Genomic DNA, 18,239 nt, shown 5'->3' on the forward strand with positions numbered 1-18,239 from the left:
TGGGAAAAGGGGACGGAGGGGATTAAGTCGCAATCCCCCAACCCGGCCGCTTACGACTTAATCCCCTCCGTCCCCTTTTTTGCGAGGAGGCGCCAGGCGGCGAGGGCACCGTAGAGCAGCAGCAGGGCGCTGAGGGTGATCAGTTCATGGCTGACTTCGGCCAGGCTGGCGTCCATCTGGTTCAGGCGCACCATCAGGTTGATGCCGGAGGTGGTCGGCAGCAGCTGCGCCAGCCAGACCAGCGGTTGCGGCGTCATCACCGCCGGCCACGACAGGTTGGCCAGGAAGAACAGCGGGATCGAGGTGGCGATGATGTACTGGAAAGCACGCTCGCGGGTGCGGAAGAAGCTGCCGACGAACAGGCCGAACGCCACCGTGGCGGCGATGAACAGGGTGCCGCCCAGCAGCTGGCCCAGCGGGTTGCCGCCGCGCGGATAGTCCTGCACCCAGGCGGTGAAACCGGCGTAGTAGAACAAGCCGAACAGGCCGATCAGGCCGAAGCCCATCGCCATGCCGGCCAGCGTCGGCAGGTTGAAGCGCAGGCGCCGGCCGAGGGCGAGGCGGCGGCCGCCGAGCAGGACGCCGATGCCCATCAGCAGCGTCTGGTGCACGATCAGCTCGGCCACGCCGGGCACGATGGCGCTGCCATAGCCTTCCTGCGTGTTGTACAGCGGGCGCTGCACCAGGGTGACCGGTGGTGCCTGCGGTGCGCCCATGAAGGCGGCCTGGCCGACCACCGCATCACGCCCGAAGGCGCCCAGTGCATCGGCCACGCTGCCCAGCACCCAGCTGGCACGCCCCAGGTAGGCGCCGTTGCCGAGCAGCACCAGCTTGGCAGGATGGCCGCGCAGGATGTCGCGCTCCAGGTTGGCCGGGATCAGCACGATGCCTTCGGCGTGGCCGGCTTCCAGCTGTTGGCGTGCGCTGTCGATGTCGGCCGGTTGCCCGACCACGCGCGCGACCCGCAGCGCATCGAGCTTGCGCAGCAGTTCGCGGCTGGTCGCGCTGTGGTCTTCATCCACCACCAGCACCGGCAGGTTGCCGGCCACCTGGTGGCGGTATGCGGCCGGGTAGAAGAACGAATACAGGATCACCGCGCCGACCATCACCACGATCGCATAGCGGTCGCACAGCACCGCCATCAGGGTCTGCCGCAGGCTGCGCCACAGTGCGCTCATGCGTCGGCTCCTGCCGGTTGTGCGGCTTCGGGCGTGCGCGCGAAGGCAATCAGGCGCAGGCCACCGATGCCGCCAGCCACCACTGACATCAGCAGCAACGTGGCCAGCGGCCATACCGAAACCTGCAGCGGCGAACCGATGAACTGTTGCTGGGTCTGCAGCTTGATGTAGGCGCTCAATGGCAGCAGCTGGTGCCAGATGCGGGTGAACAACGGGCCGTCCAGCACCGGGAAGGTGGCGCTGGAGAACGCCAGCGCGGTGCCGATACTGAGGCCGACCGCAGACAGTGCGGTGCCCATGTCGCGGGTGACGCCGACGAAGAACAGCGCGTAGGCGGCGGTAGCCAGATAGAACAAGGGTTGTGCGAGCAGCAGCATGAGCACGCTGCCCGCCACGCCATCGCCGCGCAGCCAGGCGAGGTAGCCGATGCCGAGTGCGCCATACACCGAGAACAGCAGGATGTACGGCGCGACCTTGCCGGCAATCGCCGGCCACGGCGTGCGGCCCAGCCAGGCGGGCAGGGTGCTGTCGCGGATTTCGCGGCCGAGGCTGCCGGCCACCGCAAGCGCCAGTACCAGTGACAGCACCGCCGGGAAGATCAGCGGCAGCAGGAACAGTTCGTAGCTGCGCGCCGGGTTGTAGAGGATGTCTGACTGCACCGCGATCGGCGCGGCACGCAGCTTGCCCGGGCCGACCTGCAGGCCGATGCGCTCGCGCAGCAGGCGCGCATTCCAGGCCGAGACCGCGTCGCCGATATCGCGCGCAGCGGACTGTCCGGTGGTCATGTAAGTGGCGTTGTAATAGGCGAACACCGTGCCCTGGCGCCCACGCAACGCCTGCCGGGTGACATCGCGCGGCACCAGCACGATGGCGAACACATCCAGCCGACGCAGCTGCGAACGTGCGTCCTGCATGTCCGCAGGCTGGCTGGCGATGCGCACGCCGGGGCTGGCATCGAGCATGCGCAGCAGCAGGCGGCTGTCACTGCTGTGGTCGAGGTCGACCACGGCGATCGGGATGTCGCGCATCACCGAGGGCGTGAACATCCACGCCATCACGGCCAGCATCAGCAGCGGCAGCAGGGTGACCAGCAGCAGGTCGGCGCGGTTGCCGCGCAGCGACCGCAGCTCGCGCCGCCAGCTGGCAGCGAAGCCGCCGCGGCCAGGGCTCAGTGCTGGGGCCATGCGAACAGCACGCTCATGCCGGGGCGGAAGCCCTCGATGCGGCGTACCGGGCGCACCCGCACCTCGAAGCTGCGGACGTCGTAGCCGGACGACTGGCGGGTGGTACGCCAGGTTGCATAGTCGCCGGCCGGGTTGATGAAGTAGACCTCGAATTCGCCGTCCTGGCCGAGCGCCGGCACGCTGCCGCGCAGCTTGCTGCCGACCTTCAGGCCCTGCATCTGCGATTCGCGCAGGTTCATCGCCACCCACATGCGGTCGATGTCGACCAGGGTGAACACCGGGTAGCCGGCCGGTACCAGTTCGCCGGGGTCGGCCATGCGCTTGTTGATCTCGCCCGCCACCGGCGCGCGCCCTTCCACTTCGACACGTGCGGCGTTGACTTCGGCCACCGCGCCCTGTGCCTGTTGCACCTGGCCCTGCGCGGCACGCTTGTCCTGCTCGCGTGCGCCGGCCAGCGCCATGTCGTACTGCGCGCGGGCGGCACGGGCCAGTTCGCGCGAGCTGGTGGCCTGGGCATGCGCTTCATCGCGCTTCTGCCGGGTCATCACCCCTTCGTTGAACAGGTTCTGCACGCGCTGGTAGGTCGCTTCAGCCAGCGTCGCACCGGCTTCAGCCCGCTTCCAGTTCGCTTCAGCGGCGCGGATGTCTTCGCTGCGCGCACCTTCGTCGGCCTTGTCGGCCACCGCCTGTGCGGCGGCCAATGCGCCGTGCGCCTGTTGCTCCTTGGCGGCCACTTCGGGGCTGTCGAGCAGGAACAGCACCTGCCCGGGCTGCACGCGGTCGCCCTCGCGCACCTTCAGTTCGGCCACGCGCGCGGTGATCTTGGCGGCCACGTTGATGGTATCGGCGTCGGCCATCCCCTGGATCTGGTCGGCCGGGCTGCGCCAGGCCAGCCACAGGCCGAGCACCACCACGACCAGCAGCACCACTATCAGGATCGGGCCCAGGCGGCGCTTGGCCGGGGGCGTCGTTGCATCGTCGTGCAGCACATCACTCATGGTCGATCACCTCGTCCGCACGCCGCCGGAACTCTTCGAAACGGTCCATCTGTCCACTGACCTCCAGCAACTGTGCCAGCGCAATATCGTATTGGTAGGCGGCCTGTGCGCGCTCGACGCGGGCACCGCCCAGGCCGAGCCGCGCGTCGATCACATCCAGCGAAGTCGCCTGGCCTTCGCGGAACGCCAGCTCCTGCAGGCGCAGGTTTTCCTGTGCCTGGGCGATGCTGCTGTCGAGCAGCACGTATTGCTGACGCGCGGTTTCCAGCTCGTTCCAGGCCTTGCGCACGCCCAGCGCGACCTGGTTCTCGGCCTCGCGCAGGCCCGCTTCGGCCTGGTCCTGCTGCGCACGCGCGGCGCTGATCTGCGCCGGCCGCGAGTTCGGCGACAGGAAGGTGTACTTCAGGCCGATGCCGAATGCCCAGTCCGGATCGGTCAACATCTCGTCACGGCGGCGGAAGTCGTACTGGCCGAAGGCGAAGATCTGTGGCTTCAGCTTGGCCTGCTGCACGCGTACGCCCTGTTCGGCCTGTGCCACCATCGCCCGCAGGCGTGCGATCTGCGGCTGGCGTGCCTGCGCAGTACGCTCGAAGTTGGCCACCGGTTCCAGCGGCACGCGCTGCACGAACAACGGCGACACCGGCTGTACCTCGCCACCACTGCGCAGCAGCGTGGCCAGCGCCGCTTTCAGCGTGGCCAGGTCGTTCACCGTTTTCTGGTATTCGCGCTCGGCCTTGTCGCGGGCCACGGTGGCCTGCAGGCGCTGGGCGCGGGTGGCGAAGCCCTCGCGTTCCAGCTTCTCGGCGTCGGACAGGTGGCGGTTCAGGCCATCGCGTACGTCGCGCCGCACATCCACTGCCTGCTCGGCCAGGCGCTGGCCGAAATAGGCCTGGGCCAGCTGCACGGTCAGCGATTGACGCTGAGCCTCGCGCTCGGCGCTGGCCTGCTCGTGGGCAGCGCTGGCGGCACGCTGCGCGGCCGGAATCACGCCGCCGGTGTACAACGGCAGCACCGCGGTGACCACGGGCCGGGTACGCCAGTCCCGTTCGGTGAACGACAGCGGCGAGTCGATGCCATAGGCCTCGGCCACCGGGGCCAGTGAGCCCAGCGGCAGGGTGAGGGTCTTCTGGAACTGCAGCCGGCGCACTTCGCCGGTGATCTCCGGCAGGCGCAGCAGGCGCGTGGCGTCCTGCAGGTCCTGCTTGTTGCGCACCGCTGCATCGGCGGCGGCCAGTGCATCGGAGACCTGCTCCAGGCGCTGCCGTGCCTGTTCCCAGTCCAATGCGGGTGCATCGGTGAGAGTCTGCGCCGCCGCAGCCAGTGGCAGGCAGGCTGCCAGCGCCAGCGCGGCCTTCGCGCCGTGCATCCTTGTACGTCGGCCGATCACGCCCATGCCGTCCCAATGGTGAAGAAGTGCGCAAACGGTAGTGCGCGCGGCGTGAAGCCCGGGTCTGCGGTCATCGGTTTGTCCTCAACGAAGGGTGCTGCTGGCTGCAGTGCGCAGCGCCTGCGTGATGTGCTGCAGCGTGCTTGAACGCACGGCGGCATGCTGCCAGTACAGCGGCACATCGAGCCAGCGGCGGGGTTCCAGTACCACCACGCGGCCGGCGCGCACGGCGGGCGCGACCAGGGATTCCGGGGCCATGCCCCAGCCGAGTCCGCACGCAGCGGCTTCGACGAAACCGGTGGAGGAGGGCAGGTAGTGTAGCGGCGGCTGCAGCCGCGCGCGGGTCAGGCGCCGCACGAAGCGCCACTGCAGTTCATCCTTGCGGTTGAACACCAGCATCGGTGCGCGCGCCAGTGCCGCAGCCTGCATGCCATCGCTGAAGTACTGGCGGGCGAAGCCGGGCGAGGCGATAGCGTGGTAACGCATCGCGCCGAGTGGGTGCACGTTGCAGCCTTTCACCGGTTGGCTTTCGGCGGTGACTGCACCCAGCACGCTGCCATCGCGCAGCAGTTGCAGGGTGTGGTCCTGGTCGTCCATGCGCAGGTCGAACAGGTAGCCATGGCGCTGGTGCAGTTCGGCGATGGCTGGCACCAACCAGGTATCGAGCGAGTCATCGTTGACCGCCAACGGGATTGGCGTGCGCGCGGCATCGCTGCCGCGTTCGGGCAGCAGTTCGGCCAATGCCTCGGCCTCCAGCGCCTGCATCGGCCGGACCCGGCGCAGCAGCGCTTCGCCTGCGGCGGTGGGCCGGCACGGTGCCTGACGTACGACCAGCACCTGGCCGAGCCGATCCTCCAATGCCTTGATCCGCTGCGACAGGGCCGACGGGCTGATCGACAGGCGGCGTGCCGCAGCCTCGAAGCTGCCTTCCTCCAGCACCGCAGCGAAGGCGGCAAGTTGCGGATGTATCAGGTCCACGCGGCAGCCTCTTCAGTTTTTCTGCACAGGATAAAGAAAAAGCAGATTGTCTTAACGGGGCCGTTGGCCGCACCCTGCGCGTCCCTTCACCGCCTGGCCCGTCCCTCATGTGGATTGCCGCTACCGCCGCCGGTCTGTTCGCAGGTGCCGGCCTGATCATCGCCATCGGTGCGCAGAACGCCTTCGTGCTGCGCCAGGGCTTGCAGCAGCATCGTGTGGGAACGGTGGTACTGGCCTGCGCCGGCGCGGACATCGCACTGATCCTGGCCGGCGTTGGCGGCATGGGCGCGCTGGTGCTGCAGTGGCCGCTGCTGCTGCAGGTGCTGCGCTTCGGTGGCGCGGCCTTCCTGCTCTGGTATGGCCTGCAGGCGGGGCTGCGCGCATGGCGCGGTGGCAGTGCGCTGGCCGCCGCCGAGGCGCAGGGCGGCAGCGGACGGCAGGTACTGCTGACCTGCCTGGCCTTCACCCTGCTCAACCCGCACGTCTATCTGGATACCGTGGTGCTGCTGGGCAGCCTGTCCACGCGCTACCCGGGGGATCTGCGCTGGGCCTTCGCCGCCGGTGCCTGCGCCGCCAGCGTGGCCTGGTTCTGCACGCTGGGCTATGGCGCGCGCCTGTTGCAGCCGGTGTTCCGCAGGCCGGCTGCCTGGCGTGTGCTGGACGCAGGCGTGGCGGCCTTCATGTTCTGCCTTGCGACGTTGTTGCTGCTGCGTCCTTTATCGCCATGAGTGCGTGACGTACGCCGGTGTTGCGTATGTGTTCCACCGGTACGGTTCACGTGGCCGGATACAGCGCGGATAATGCGCGCCTGGTCGCGACCCCGCCGCGCATGCCGTCGTTCGGCAGCCCCCCGGTCGCCTGTGTTCTCGTTGTACGACCGCCACGGCGCGGCATCGGTGCTGCATGAAAGACAATCTACAGCTGCTCCTGTCCCACCTGGGGCGCACCTTCCTGTTCGGCCTGATGATGGCGCTTCCGCCTGCGTTGGCCTGGCTCGACATCCATTGGCTGGGCAATGCAGTCGGCGAGTGGTCGCTGGTCGAACTGACCCAGGAAGGCTTCCTGGTCGCCAGCGTGGCTGCGTTCGTCCGGCTTGCATTGCGGCGTGCCGATGATCGGGCTTTTGCCGTTCTGGCGGCCGCGCTGTTCGCCTGCATGCTCCTGCGTGAAATGGATGAGGCGCTGGACCTGATCGCACACGGCTTCTGGAAGTACCCGGTGGCCGTGCTGATCATCGGCTCACTGGCCTGGGCTAGCCGCGACTGGCGCCGGGCCATGCAGGCGCTGGTGCGTTTTCTCGTATCCCGGCCGGGTACCGTGATGACGATCGGCCTGGTTCTGCTGCTGTTCTATTCGCGTCTGATCGGCATGACGTCGTTGTGGACCGGACTGCTGGGTGACCAGTACATCCGCGTGTTCAAGAACACCATCGAGGAGACCACCGAACTCCTTGGTTACACCTTCATTCTCGCAGCCAGCGTCGGCTATGTGGCACAGCGGGTACGCGAACCGCTGACGGCTCGGAAGCGCGCCCTGCACGAGGGTACCGGGATGCAGCAACGGCCACTCTAGGCGCCATCCACCGCGCATAACGGCGTCTCGCCGGGGCGCAGGGTCAGTACCCGCACGCCGGTGCGGGTGACCGCCACCGTATGCTCGAACTGCGCCGACAGCTTGCCGTCGCGGGTGTACACCGGCCATTCGTCCGGCTGCTGGCGGATGGCCGGCTTGCCCTGGTTGAGCATCGGCTCGATGGTGAACACCATGCCTTCCTCCAGCACCATGCCGGTGTTGGGATGGCCGTAGTGCAGGATCTGCGGTTCCTCGTGCATCTCCTGGCCGATGCCGTGGCCGCAGTATTCCTTCACCACGCTGTAGCCGTGGCTGCGCGCGTGGCGGGCGATGGCGTGGCCGATGTCGCCCAGGCGTGCGTCGGGGCGGACCGCAGCGATGCCTTTCCACATCGCCTGGTAGGCGGTCTGCACCAGCCTGCGCGCGGCGTAGTCGACCTCACCGACCAGGTAGGTGGTGCTGGAGTCGGCGATGTAGCCGTTCTTCTCCAGGGTGATGTCGAGGTTGACGATCTGGCCGTTGCGCAGCACGTCGGTGGTGCTGGGTACGCCGTGGCAGATCACGTTGTCGATCGAGGTATTGAGCACGTACGGGAAGCCGTACTGGCCCTTGCTGGCCGGCCGCGCCTGCAGTTCATCGACGATCATGCGTTCGACGAAATCGTTGATCTCCATGGTGCTACGGCCCTGCAGCGGCAGCCGGTCGAGTGCGGCGAACACCTGCACCAGCAGGCGGCCGGATTCGGCCATCAGCGCGATCTCGTCGGGACGCTTGATGATCGCCATTGGCTCAGGCCTGGCCCGGCGGCAGCAGCGGCGGCTGCACGCCCGCCGCCCGCAGCTCGCTGGCGACGATGTCCTGGAAGCTCAGCGTCGGGTTCAGCTCGCACAGCATGCCGACCCGGATCCAGAAATTGGCCTGGGCATTGATGGAGCGGCTGGAGACGGTACAGGCACGGCGCAGCTGGTCGTGCAGGGTGTCATCGATGTTGACGATGCCCATGGGCGGTCCTGAAGGAGTGGATATACGAAGCGTATATGTTTCGTATATCCAGCTCAAGGCCGCCCGGTTCAGCTCGCGTCGGTTGCGAAGCGCAGGCGGTTGCCGTCGGGGTCGCGCAGCAGCATCTCGCGGCTGCCCCACTCGGTGTCATGTGGCGGCTGTTCGATCGGCACGCCTGCGGCACTGAAGGCGCGGTGCAGGGCGTCGACGTCCTCGACGATGAAGTACACCGCGCCGCCGACCTCGCAGTCGCCGCTGTGTTCGGTGAGGAAGATCGTCTGGCCATCGCGGGTGAGCTGGGCGAACAGCGGGAAGCCGGGTTCGAAGCGGTGTTCCCAGTCAACCACGAAGCCCAGTCCCTGCACGTAGAACGGCAGGGTGGTGTCGGCGTGGCGCATGCGCAGCTGGGGGATGACGGTCTGGGACATGGCGAGGGCTCCTGGGGCAGGCGTCCAGTGTAGTGCCGGCCGCTGGCCGGCATCCTCGTGAGCCCGGGAACAATGAGGTTGCCGGCCAGCGGCTGGCACTACCGACTCTGCCTGGGTCTGGTAGTTGCCAACCTTGGTTGGCATTGCCGGCCAGCGGCCGGCACTACCGAAGCCACGCTGGCCAGCAGCCGGCACGACCGGAAGCGGTCAGCAGGCCGTCGGCACTGCGGCGATGGCTGCCAGCAGCTCCTGGTTCACCTGCTGGTGCCGCGTCTGCCACACCGGCAGATCCTCGGCGCTGACGTCAGGCTGGCCATCCAGCGACGACAGCCAGCGTTTGAAGCGGCTCTGGTAGTTGGCCAGCGACACTTCGCCGGTGATGTCACTGCCGGCCAGGCCGCCGGCGCGCAGCGCTTCGATCACCACCAGCGCGTGTTCCAGCTGGAAGCGGCCCTGATCCCAGTTGCTGCGGGCCACGTCCTCGGTAAACACATCCTTGTCGATCGACAGGTAGGTCGGCTGCGGCGACTTGGCCTGCTCGGCAGCGAACGCAGCCACCAGCGCTTCGGGATGCTCGAAACGGCGGAAGGCGTGGCCCATGCCGAGACGATGCCCCCAGCCCACGTCCACGTCCATGCACCAGTACGTCAGCCGGCCGCTCATCAGCGGGCGCCAGTGGTTCTCCCAGGCATGGCCGAGGCCGATGTCGCTGGAGGTGATGCCGAGCACGTGGATGTGCGAAATCTGCGGCAGCTTGCTGGCGGCGTTCACCCACGAACCGCAGTGCATGCCGAACGGGAAACGCATGTTGTCCGGATGGTTGTCCAGCACCACCAGCTGGAACGGCGCCTGCGTGCGCATGCGCTGCAGCAGCGGCAGGCTGAGATGATGGAAGTCGCCACTGCCGAGCATCACCGTACCGAGCTGCGCGGGCAGCGGTGCCAGCACTTCAGTGGCGAAACGCTCCAGGGTGGCATTGCTGCAGGCGAAGCGCAGCGGGTCGTGCCACTGCGGCAGGTCCAGGGTCTGCGCCTGTGGCAGCGGCAGCACGCCACCGTCCAGGTCCAGGATCAGCGGGGAACGCAACGGCATCGTTCAACCGCCTCCGTCCGGTTCGCCCTGCAGGTACGGGGCCAGCCTGCGCAGGGCTGCACGCAGCAGCGGGGAACGGGCGTGGATCGCATGCCGGGTGGAGGTGAAGCTGGCACCCAGTTCGGCCTTGATCCGCGAATCGGTCCAGCCGGCCACATAGTGGCTCAGGCCGTGCTGCAGCGCGTACTCGAGGTTGTGCATCCAGCTCACCGCGTACAGGTTGTGCTCGCGCGATTGCGGATAGGCCAGGCCGATGTACTTGTCCACCAGCTTGCCCGCATGCACGTAACACAGGTTCCAGCCGATCAGCTGGCCCTGGTGGCGATACAGGAACAGCCGTCCCTGGCCCAGGCTGTCGGCCAGAAGATGCTGGAAGTAGGACAGGTCGAGCTGGTCGAAATGCACTGCGCTCTGCGCGTACACGCCGAGGTACAAGGCATACAGTTCGGCCTGCAGCTGCGGGTCGGCCAGCGCCGGATCGCCGGTGGCGATGCAGTCGATCTGCAGGTCGTCGCGCGAGCGCAGCTTGCGCCGGATGTTCTTGCGGCGCGAAGACGACAGGCGGCCGAGATAGCCATCGATCGAATCGAAATCGATCGCCACCCAGGCCAACGGCATGCCTTCCAGCTCGACGAAGCCGCGTGCCAGCAATGCCTGCAGGAAGGCGCCGCTATGTGCGTTGGCGGCATCATCCAGCAGCGGTGAATCGATCGCCAGGTCCTTGACCACCAGCAGCCGGGTATCGCCGATCGCGTGACGCGTCACGTCCTCGGCCAATGCTTCTGGTGCGACGTGCGCGGGCAGCGGGGTGTACTCGGTGCTGGTGGCACCGACGAAGCGGGTCTTCCAGGTGATCCACGGCCGCCACAGGCGCGACAGCGGCAGGCCAAGCAGCTTGCCGCGCAGGTCGTCGTCCATGGTGGTGGTCAGATCCAGCGGCGCACGGAAGGTCGGCAGGCCGCTGGGAAGGCGGCCTGCCTCGAACCCGAGCGGCGGGTGGGCCAGGAAGCCCTCCAGCAGCGCGGCCGGTTCCAGCGCGGTGCTGGATGCGCGTGATGTCATCTCCATCGGCACGGGAACCGGCAGCGCATCGACCTCAGCCCTTGGCCTTGGTCAGCGCCTGGTCAAGCAGGGTGATCGCCAGGTCGATCTCTTCGTAGCTGATGTCCAGCGACGGCGCGAAGGTGATCACGTTCTTGTACCAGCCACCCACGTCGAGCACGAGGCCCATGCGCTTGCCGTCGTGCAGCAGGTCACCGGCCAGGCCGATGTCGACCATGCGGTCCAGCAGTTCCTTGTTCGGGGTGTAGCCGTCGGTCTGGCAGATTTCCGCGCGCAGGGCCAGGCCCAGGCCGTCGACGTCGCCGATTTCCGGGTGGCGCTTCTGCAGGCCACGCAGGCCATCGAGGAAGTACGCGCCCTTTTCCGGCACGGTGCGCTCGTAATCCATTTCCTTGCCCAGCTTCAGCACTTCCAGACCCAGGCGGGTGCCCAGCGGGTTGGAGTTGAAGGTGGAGTGGGTGGAGCCCGGCGGGAACACGGTCGGGTTGATCAGCTCTTCGCGCGCCCACAGGCCCGACAGCGGGTTCAGGCCGTTGGTCAGCGCCTTGCCGAACACCAGCACGTCCGGGGTCACGCCGAAGTGCTCGATCGACCACAGCTTGCCGGTGCGCCAGAAGCCCATCTGGATTTCATCGACCACCATCAGGATGCCGTACTTGTCCAGCACGCGCTTGAGGCCGGTGAAGAAGTTGCGCGGCGGGATGACGTAGCCGCCGGTGCCCTGGATCGGCTCGACATAGAACGCGGCGTACTCGGCCTGGCCGACCTTGGGATCCCACACGCCGTTGTATTCGCTTTCGAACAGGCGCTCGAACTGCCACACGCAGTGGTCGGAATACTCTTCCGGGGTCATGCCCTTCGGGCGACGGAACGGGTACGGGAACGGGATGAACATCGCGCGCTCGCCGAAGTGGCCGTAGCGGCGGCGGTAGCGGTAGCTGGAGGTGATCGACGACGCACCCAGGGTACGGCCGTGGTAACCACCTTCGAAGGCGAACATCAGGCTCTTGCCGCCGCGTGCGTTGCGCACGATCTTCAGCGAGTCTTCGATGGCCTGCGCGCCGCCGACGTTGAAATGCACGCGGCCGTCGAGGCCGAACTTCTCGTGCATGTCCACGGCAATGGTCTTGGCCAGCTGCACGCGGGTCGGGTGCAGGTACTGGCTGGCGACCTGCGGCAGGGTGTCGATCTGGTCCTTCAGCGCATCGTTCAGACGCTTGTTGCTGTAGCCGAAGTTGCAGGCCGAGTACCACATCTGCAGGTCGAGGTAGGGCACGCCCGCACCGTCGAACATGTAGCTGCCTTCGCCGCGCTGGAAGATCTTCGGCGGGTCGACGTAGTGGACGGTATCGCCGAAGGAGCTGTAGCGGGCTTCGTCGGCCAGCAGCTGCGCGTCGGAGGCGGCTGCGTCGGCGTTCTTGTCAAAAATGTTCATGCAGTTCGGTTCCGTGAAGGACGTTCGAAAGAGGTAGCGGGGGCGTGCTTGGAAGGGAGTGCTCAGGCGGTGGCCAGCAGCAGGGGCAGTACGGCGGGCTGCGGGCTGGCGTCGATACGACGTGGCTGCAGCAGGCTGCCATCGAGCAGGCGCGGCAGCAGTGCGATTGCATCGTGGAAGGTATCGATGGCGGCATGCTCGATGCCGGCATGGGTGCAATGGGTGATCAGGCGACGCTTGGCGAACACGAAGTCGGCATCTTCGGAGACGCAGAAATCCGAACTGCCATCGCCGATCATCAGCACACGCGGTGCTTCGTTGGCGCGCGCCTGCGCAGCGCAGGTGCACTTGCAGGTGCCGCTGCGGCAGCCTTCGGCCTGGTAGGGCGATTCCAGTTCCCAGTGGTCATCGCACCAGCGCAGGTGGTTGGCCACCACCGGCAGTCGCGACAGGCCGTGGTTGGCGAGGATGCGGTGGATCGCATAGTCCAGGCCGTCGCTGACGATGCGCAGCGGCACGCCCAGCTGTTCGGCACGGCTGACAAAGGCGGCAAAGCCCGGATCGATCTGCACCTGGTCCAGGTGGGCGTCGAGCGTGGCCGGGTCCAGATTCAGCAGCCTGACCTGGCCCTGCATGCATTCGCGCGAGCCGATCTTTCCCGCTTTCCACTGGTCTTCCAGTTCCTGCCAGCCCGGCTGGCCGTATTTCTCCAGCAGCGAGTCGATGACATCTTCGAGGCTGATGGTGCCATCGAAGTCACACAGGATGCTCCAGCGCATGGGCAGGTCCGTCGATGAAAGAAACGTCCGGCGCGATGCCGGGGCAGGCTCAATGTAGGCAGGCAGCCTTTCTCGTTCCTTTCCTGCTGAAAGCCCGGATTTCCGGCCAGGGAAAGCGTTCAGGAAGGTGCAGGGGTGAATGCGTATGGCGCAGGCCATGCGTGCGCCTGAAGGTCAGGCCCGCGCCAGCGCCTGCAGGATTTCGGCGGTGTCTTCACGGGTCTGCCAGGCACTGTTGCCGAGCGTCAGCATGCGTGCGGCGAAGTCGCGTGCGTTGGGCGTCGGGTCATCCGGCACGATGCCGCGCAGGTAGGTGTAGTCGGGCAGGGCATGGATGAACATGCGGCTGACCCCAAGCCCGCGCGGCCACAGGTCTTTCAGTACGCCATCGCGGGCCTGCTGGCTGGGCAGCAGCAGCATCAGCATCGGCCAGGTGCCGCCGGTGCCAGCCAGTCCATCGACCACTTCCACCGCCGGCAGTTGAGCCAACTGCACCCGCAGTTGCAGGGCGCGCAGGCGTCCGGCCTGCAGGAAGGCAGGCAGGCGCCGCGCAGCGTGGGATCCGATGTTCTGCCGCCACCGGCTGACCCGGTGCTGCGGGATATCCAGCGCGAAGATGTCACCCACCGCTTCTTCGAGATCGCCACGCTGCAGCGCACGGCGTAGCGGATTGCCATACACCAGCGACAGCAACGACGGGCGGTAGCAGGCGGCCAGGCCGAGCAGCTGCACGCTGCGCAGCAGCTCCCAGCGAAGGTTGAAACGCGTCTGCTCGGCGGCATGCTCGGCCAGTGCCGCGCGCAACGCATCGTCACGACTGACCAGCAGGCCGCCTTCATGCAGGCTCAGGCCCTTGCCGGCGGCCAGGCTGAAGAATCCGATATCGCCACGCAGGCCGATACTGCTGTTGCCGACCCGTGCGCCGAGTGCCTGCGCGGCATCTTCGATCACCCAGGCGCCAGCGTTGCGGGCGACTTCGCAGGCCAGCTCGACATCGGCAATGCGCCCGCCCAGGTGGGTAGGTAGGATCGCAAGCGTGCGCGCATCGGCCAGCCGCTTGAGCTGGCCCGGATCGAAGTCGAAATGACCGCGCCGGGTATCGCACAACTGCACGCGCAGGCCCAGGCTGTGCACCGCGATCGGTACCAGTGGGCAGGTATAGGCCGGCATGATCACGGTGTCGCGCCTGGGCGCGCGCCTGCGCAGCGTACGCAGCGCGATCAGCAGCGCGTGGGTGCCGGAGCAGGTCAGCTGCAGCGGCGGGGTACCCAGTTGGCTGGCCAGGATCTCGCGCAGGTCGCCACCGCCGGGAAGGAAGTCGCTGGCCTGCATTGGCAGGCCAGCAGTGGGCGGCAGCTCGCGCGCGAACAGGCTCATCGCAACGCGCTCACGTCGTGGCTTCGGCAGGGCTGTGCGGGTCATCCGCCTCGGCACGGCCAAGGCAGACGATGCCGGCCACGATCAGTACCGCACCGAGCAGATGATGCAGCGTCAGTGGTTCATTCAACAGCCACGCCGACAGCAGCAGCACGCTGATCACCTCCAGGTGCGAGGCCGCGAAGGCAGGTCCGATCGGCGCGTGGCGCAGCAGGCTCATCCAGGTGAAGAACGCGCCCACGTAGCCGAGGATCGCGCCGTACACCCAGGGCTGCGACAGCACGCGCAGCAGCCAGGCGGTATTGGCTTCGACCGGCAACGCGGCGTCACCGGCGTACTTGAAGCACAGCTGGGCCAGCGTATCGAAGGCCATCAGCAGCGGGAAACCGATCACGTACAGGCGCCTCACGAGCCGGCCCCCACCACCGCCACGCCGGCGGTGACCAGCAGCATGCCGGTCACCCGCAGCGGTGTCAGTTTCTCGCGGAACAGGATACGGCCGGCGATCATCAGCGCGACGATGTTGATCGAGCCGAGCAGCACGCCCTTGGACAGCGGCACCAGTGACAGGAACGCGATCCAGGCGACGAATTCGAGCACATAGCAGGCGATTCCCAACCACAACCAGGGCCGGCTCAGCATGTGCTTCCAGCGCTGCAGGCCCTCTGCTTCATTCGGGTCGCTGGCGGCGGCCTTGAACGCAAGCTGGCCACCGGTATCGAGCACCACGTTGACCAGCCACAACAGCGTGGCGAGTGATCCCATTTCAGGCCACCGCCTTGAGGATGCCGCTGCGTTCACCAATCTCGCTGAAGAAGCGCGCGCTGCGACGGATCACGTCGCGCCGTTCGCGATCGATGGTGATCATGTGGTAGCTGTCTTCCAGCACCACCAGTTCCTTCGGGCCGCTGACCCGCGACATCACCAGCTCGGCGTTGCCCATGCTGGCCACGTCGTCTTCGCGGGCGTGCATCACCAGACAGGGGGCGGTGACCTGGTGCAGGTGGCGGCGGGTCCAGTTGCTCAGGGCGCGCATTTCGGCCAGGGCATGCCAGGGGTTGCCCGGCAGGCCGGCGGCGGCGCTGTCGCCGGACAGCATGGCGGCGCTGACCTGCGCGCGCAGGCGCTCGTCACGCAGGCCGTACGGCGGTTCTTCCATGAACATGCGATCGCGGCCGATGTTGAAGCGCTTGAACCACGGCAGCAGGAACGAGAAGCGGGCCACGGCCGGAATGTTCCAACCGTCGTAGCGGAACGTGGCGCCGTATACGCCCACGCCGGAAACCCATTCCGGGCGGCGCGCAGCCAATGCCAGCGACAGTACCGCGCCCATCGACAGGCCGCCGACGAACAGCTGGTCAACCTTGCCGCGCAAGGCCGCTGCCGCATCTTCCACGCCCTGGTACCACTGTTCCCAGGTGGTCGCCAGCAGGTCGTCGACGCTGCCGCAATGGCCGGGCAGCTGCACACCGTGCACGGTGAAACCGGCATTGTTCAGGCCCTTGCCCAGCATGCGCATTTCCGCTGGCGTGCCGGTCAGGCCGTGAACCAGCAGCACGCCCTGCGGGCCACCGGGGAGGAAGAAGTCGTGCGTTTCGGTCACCTGGCGGCTCCGGGGCGGCAGTGGGGATGGTCAGGATCGCAAGCGCGATTTTCACCAGCCTTTCAGCGCCCCGGACCGGGTCAGGGGGCCTTCAGCAGCGGCAGCGTGATGGTGACCTTCAGTCCGCCGCCGGCACGGTTGAGGAAGCCCAGGCGTCCACCGAAGTGCTCCACGGCCTCGTGGGCGATGGCCAGGCCCAGGCCGGTGCCACTGGACGTGGTACCCGGGGCGCGGAAGAAACGCTCGCCCAGCCGTGGCATCACGTCCTCGGGCACGCCCGGGCCGTTGTCCTCCACGTACAGCTCCACATCATTGTCGTCCAGCGCCTGCACGCCGACCGTGACGGTGGCGCCGCGGCCTGCATAGCGCAGGGCATTGTCGATCAGGTTGTCCAGCGCCTCCTGCAGCAGGGCGCCGTTGCCGAGCACACGCAGCGGCTGGCTGCTGCCGCGGTAGCCGAGGTCGATGCCATCGCGGATCGCTTCGGGCACGCGGGTGCCCACCCATTGCGGCAGCAGGGTGCCAAGATCCAGCGCTTCGACGGTTTCCGGCACGGTCTGCGCGCGGCTCAGCGCCAGCAGCTGGGTGCTGACCCGCGCGGTGCGCTGGTTGAGCCGGCGGATGTGCTGCAGCGCCTCGCGCACGGTGTCCGGGTCGCCATGTGCCAGCGCCTGGTCCACATGCAGGGCCATGCCGGCCAAAGGCGAGCGCAACTGGTGCGCGGCATCGGCAATGAAGCGGTTCTGCAGCGTGATCATCTCCGCCTGGCGGGCGAACAGGCCATCGATGGTGCTGATCAGCGGTTGGATCTCTTCCGGCACGTCGGCATCGGAGATCGGCGCCAGCTCGCCACGGCGCTGCGCCAGGCGGGTGGTCAGCGGGGTCAGGATGCGCAGGCCATAGGTCACGCCGAACCAGACCAGCGCAGCCGTGCCCAGCGCCAGCATGGTCATCAGCGGGATGATGATCATCAGGATCTCGCGCGCACGCTGTCGGCGGTCGGCCATGCTCTCGGCCACGGTCACCGCCAGTTGGTCCTGCGGGTCGTTCATCGCCTGCGTGCAGACGGTGGCCATGCGCACCTGCTGGCCGTTGAGGGTGCCGTCGTACAGCGCCGGATGCACGCCGGTGCAGTCCTGCGAAGGTGCATACGGGCTGAAGTCGGCGTTGCCGCTGAGGGTGCCCTTGCGGCTGCTGTCGACGTTGAAATAGCGATGGCCGTCCGGGTCGTACTCGATCAGGAAGCGCGCCTGTGGTGACAGGTCGCTGGTCACCGGCATGGTGCTCAGCATCTGGGCGAACGAATGCGTGTCGTCGATCAGGTTGCGGTCGTGGATGCGATTGGAATAGTCCAGCGCAACGTAATAGGCAAGGACCGTGTTGAAGATCAACAGGCCCAGCATCGGCAGCGCCAGGAAGGCGAGCAGGCGCCGGCGCAGGCTGGGCGGGCCACTGATCACGGCGTGCTGTCGTCCTGGGCGTCTTCCAGCATGTAGCCCAGCCCGCGTACGGTGCGGATGCCGATGCCGCCGGGCTGCAGCTTGCGGCGCAGGCGATGCAGGGCGATGTCCAGGCCGTTGTCGGTCAGGTCCTGGCCCCAGTCGCACAGTGCTTCGACCAGCTGTGCGCGCGAGACGATGCGTTCGGCACGCACCGCCAGTGCTGACAGCAGGCCGAATTCGCGTGCGGTCAGCTCCAGCGACTGCTCGTCGATCCACACCCGGTGCCCGGCCAGGTCCAGGCGCAGGCGACCGATGCGCAGGTCCGGATTGCCGTTGCTGGTGACCCGGCGCAGCTGCGCTCGCACGCGCGCCTCGAATTCGTCCAGCGCGAACGGCTTGACCAGGTAGTCATCGGCGCCGAGGTCGAGCACCCGCACGCGTTCGGCCAGGCCATCGCGCGCGGTCACCACCAGCACCGCCAGGCCATCGCCGCGCTGGCGCAGGCGTTGCAGCACGTCGCGGCCATCCAGTTGCGGCAGCCCCAGGTCCAGCACCAGCAATGCGTACTGGGTCGAGCCCAGCGCGGCATCGGCGTGCGCGCCGTTGTCGACGTGGTCGACCACATGGCCCTGCCGGCGCAACGAGGCGCACAGGCCGGAGGCGATGTCCGGGTCGTCTTCAGCAATCAGAACGCGCATGCGCGTGGGCTCCAGTAGCGGTCA

Annotated in this window: 20 protein-coding genes; 2 read left to right on the forward strand and 18 right to left on the reverse strand. The window is 67.4% G+C overall.

Going from position 1 to position 18,239, the window contains the following annotated elements:
* Positions 1–50 precede the first annotated feature (50 nt).
* The 5 genes from AC3ITW_RS06380 to AC3ITW_RS06400 all read right to left on the reverse strand — a co-directional run bounded on the left by AC3ITW_RS06380 (position 51) and on the right by AC3ITW_RS06400 (position 5,725).
* Positions 51–1,178, reverse strand: coding sequence for an ABC transporter permease (locus AC3ITW_RS06380; protein ID WP_489390156.1), 1,128 nt, complete (start codon positions 1,176–1,178; stop codon positions 51–53).
* A complete protein-coding gene (locus AC3ITW_RS06385) occupies positions 1,175–2,362 on the reverse strand; it encodes an ABC transporter permease (protein ID WP_012510450.1) in 1,188 nt (395 codons plus the stop codon). The genes AC3ITW_RS06380 and AC3ITW_RS06385 overlap by 4 nt, the downstream gene beginning before the upstream one ends.
* Positions 2,347–3,360, reverse strand: coding sequence for an HlyD family secretion protein (locus AC3ITW_RS06390; protein ID WP_004149835.1), 1,014 nt, complete (start codon positions 3,358–3,360; stop codon positions 2,347–2,349). Before AC3ITW_RS06390 ends, AC3ITW_RS06385 begins: the two co-directional genes overlap by 16 nt.
* Positions 3,353–4,753, reverse strand: coding sequence for a TolC family protein (locus tag AC3ITW_RS06395; protein ID WP_004149837.1), 1,401 nt, complete (start codon positions 4,751–4,753; stop codon positions 3,353–3,355). Before AC3ITW_RS06395 ends, AC3ITW_RS06390 begins: the two co-directional genes overlap by 8 nt.
* Before the next feature lie 78 nt (positions 4,754–4,831).
* The gene (locus AC3ITW_RS06400; RefSeq protein ID WP_012510452.1) at positions 4,832–5,725 is read right to left on the reverse strand and encodes a LysR family transcriptional regulator ArgP; all 894 of its coding nucleotides are present in this window, start codon (positions 5,723–5,725) and stop codon (positions 4,832–4,834) included.
* A gap of 107 nt (positions 5,726–5,832) precedes the next feature.
* Here AC3ITW_RS06400 and AC3ITW_RS06405 point away from each other — a divergent pair, with 107 nt between their 5' ends.
* Positions 5,833–6,453 carry a LysE/ArgO family amino acid transporter gene (locus AC3ITW_RS06405; protein WP_012510453.1) on the forward strand — a complete coding sequence of 207 codons (621 nt, stop codon included), beginning with the start codon at positions 5,833–5,835 and terminating at the stop codon, positions 6,451–6,453.
* Positions 6,454–6,628: 175 nt separating this feature from the next.
* Complete coding sequence (locus AC3ITW_RS06410; RefSeq protein WP_012510454.1) at positions 6,629–7,297, forward strand: hypothetical protein; 669 nt, start codon at positions 6,629–6,631, stop codon at positions 7,295–7,297.
* On the opposite strand, the gene map is transcribed toward AC3ITW_RS06410, so the two are convergent.
* From map to AC3ITW_RS06475, 13 genes are all read right to left on the reverse strand, one after another.
* Positions 7,294–8,076: a type I methionyl aminopeptidase gene (map, locus tag AC3ITW_RS06415; RefSeq protein ID WP_489390350.1), complete on the reverse strand. Its 783-nt coding sequence runs from the start codon at positions 8,074–8,076 to the stop codon at positions 7,294–7,296. The genes AC3ITW_RS06410 and map overlap by 4 nt on opposite strands.
* A gap of 10 nt (positions 8,077–8,086) precedes the next feature.
* On the reverse strand, positions 8,087–8,299 hold the full coding sequence (locus AC3ITW_RS06420; RefSeq protein WP_012510456.1) for a ParD-like family protein: 213 nt from the start codon (positions 8,297–8,299) through the stop codon (positions 8,087–8,089).
* Positions 8,300–8,367: 68 nt separating this feature from the next.
* Complete coding sequence (locus AC3ITW_RS06425) at positions 8,368–8,727, reverse strand: bleomycin resistance protein (RefSeq protein ID WP_012510457.1); 360 nt, start codon at positions 8,725–8,727, stop codon at positions 8,368–8,370.
* Positions 8,728–8,934: 207 nt separating this feature from the next.
* Positions 8,935–9,819, reverse strand: coding sequence for an arginase family protein (locus tag AC3ITW_RS06430; protein ID WP_489390157.1), 885 nt, complete (start codon positions 9,817–9,819; stop codon positions 8,935–8,937).
* Between the two features lie 3 nt (positions 9,820–9,822).
* Positions 9,823–10,887 (reverse strand): GNAT family N-acetyltransferase, encoded by a 1,065-nt coding sequence (locus AC3ITW_RS06435; protein ID WP_489390158.1) that lies wholly within the window; start codon positions 10,885–10,887, stop codon positions 9,823–9,825.
* A 28-nt stretch (positions 10,888–10,915) separates the two neighbouring features.
* Positions 10,916–12,316: an aspartate aminotransferase family protein gene (locus tag AC3ITW_RS06440; RefSeq protein ID WP_012510460.1), complete on the reverse strand. Its 1,401-nt coding sequence runs from the start codon at positions 12,314–12,316 to the stop codon at positions 10,916–10,918.
* A 62-nt stretch (positions 12,317–12,378) separates the two neighbouring features.
* Positions 12,379–13,095, reverse strand: a complete 717-nt coding sequence (locus AC3ITW_RS06445; protein WP_012510461.1) for an MtnX-like HAD-IB family phosphatase — start codon at positions 13,093–13,095, stop codon at positions 12,379–12,381.
* A 174-nt stretch (positions 13,096–13,269) separates the two neighbouring features.
* Positions 13,270–14,472, reverse strand: a complete 1,203-nt coding sequence (locus AC3ITW_RS06450) for a DegT/DnrJ/EryC1/StrS family aminotransferase (protein WP_197585162.1) — start codon at positions 14,470–14,472, stop codon at positions 13,270–13,272.
* A 10-nt stretch (positions 14,473–14,482) separates the two neighbouring features.
* Positions 14,483–14,881, reverse strand: a complete 399-nt coding sequence (locus AC3ITW_RS06455) for a DMT family transporter (RefSeq protein WP_041864489.1) — start codon at positions 14,879–14,881, stop codon at positions 14,483–14,485.
* On the reverse strand, positions 14,878–15,237 hold the full coding sequence (locus tag AC3ITW_RS06460; RefSeq protein ID WP_012510464.1) for an EamA family transporter: 360 nt from the start codon (positions 15,235–15,237) through the stop codon (positions 14,878–14,880). Before AC3ITW_RS06460 ends, AC3ITW_RS06455 begins: the two co-directional genes overlap by 4 nt.
* A 1-nt stretch (position 15,238) precedes the next feature.
* Positions 15,239–16,075, reverse strand: a complete 837-nt coding sequence (locus tag AC3ITW_RS06465; RefSeq protein WP_012510465.1) for an alpha/beta hydrolase — start codon at positions 16,073–16,075, stop codon at positions 15,239–15,241.
* Between the two features lie 80 nt (positions 16,076–16,155).
* A complete protein-coding gene (locus AC3ITW_RS06470) occupies positions 16,156–17,535 on the reverse strand; it encodes a sensor histidine kinase (protein WP_004150095.1) in 1,380 nt (459 codons plus the stop codon).
* Entirely contained in the window at positions 17,532–18,215 is a 684-nt protein-coding gene (locus AC3ITW_RS06475) for a response regulator (RefSeq protein ID WP_004150098.1), read from the reverse strand. Before AC3ITW_RS06475 ends, AC3ITW_RS06470 begins: the two co-directional genes overlap by 4 nt.
* Positions 18,216–18,239 lie beyond the last annotated feature (24 nt).

Source organism: Stenotrophomonas sp. KH_052 (genome assembly GCF_057838755.1).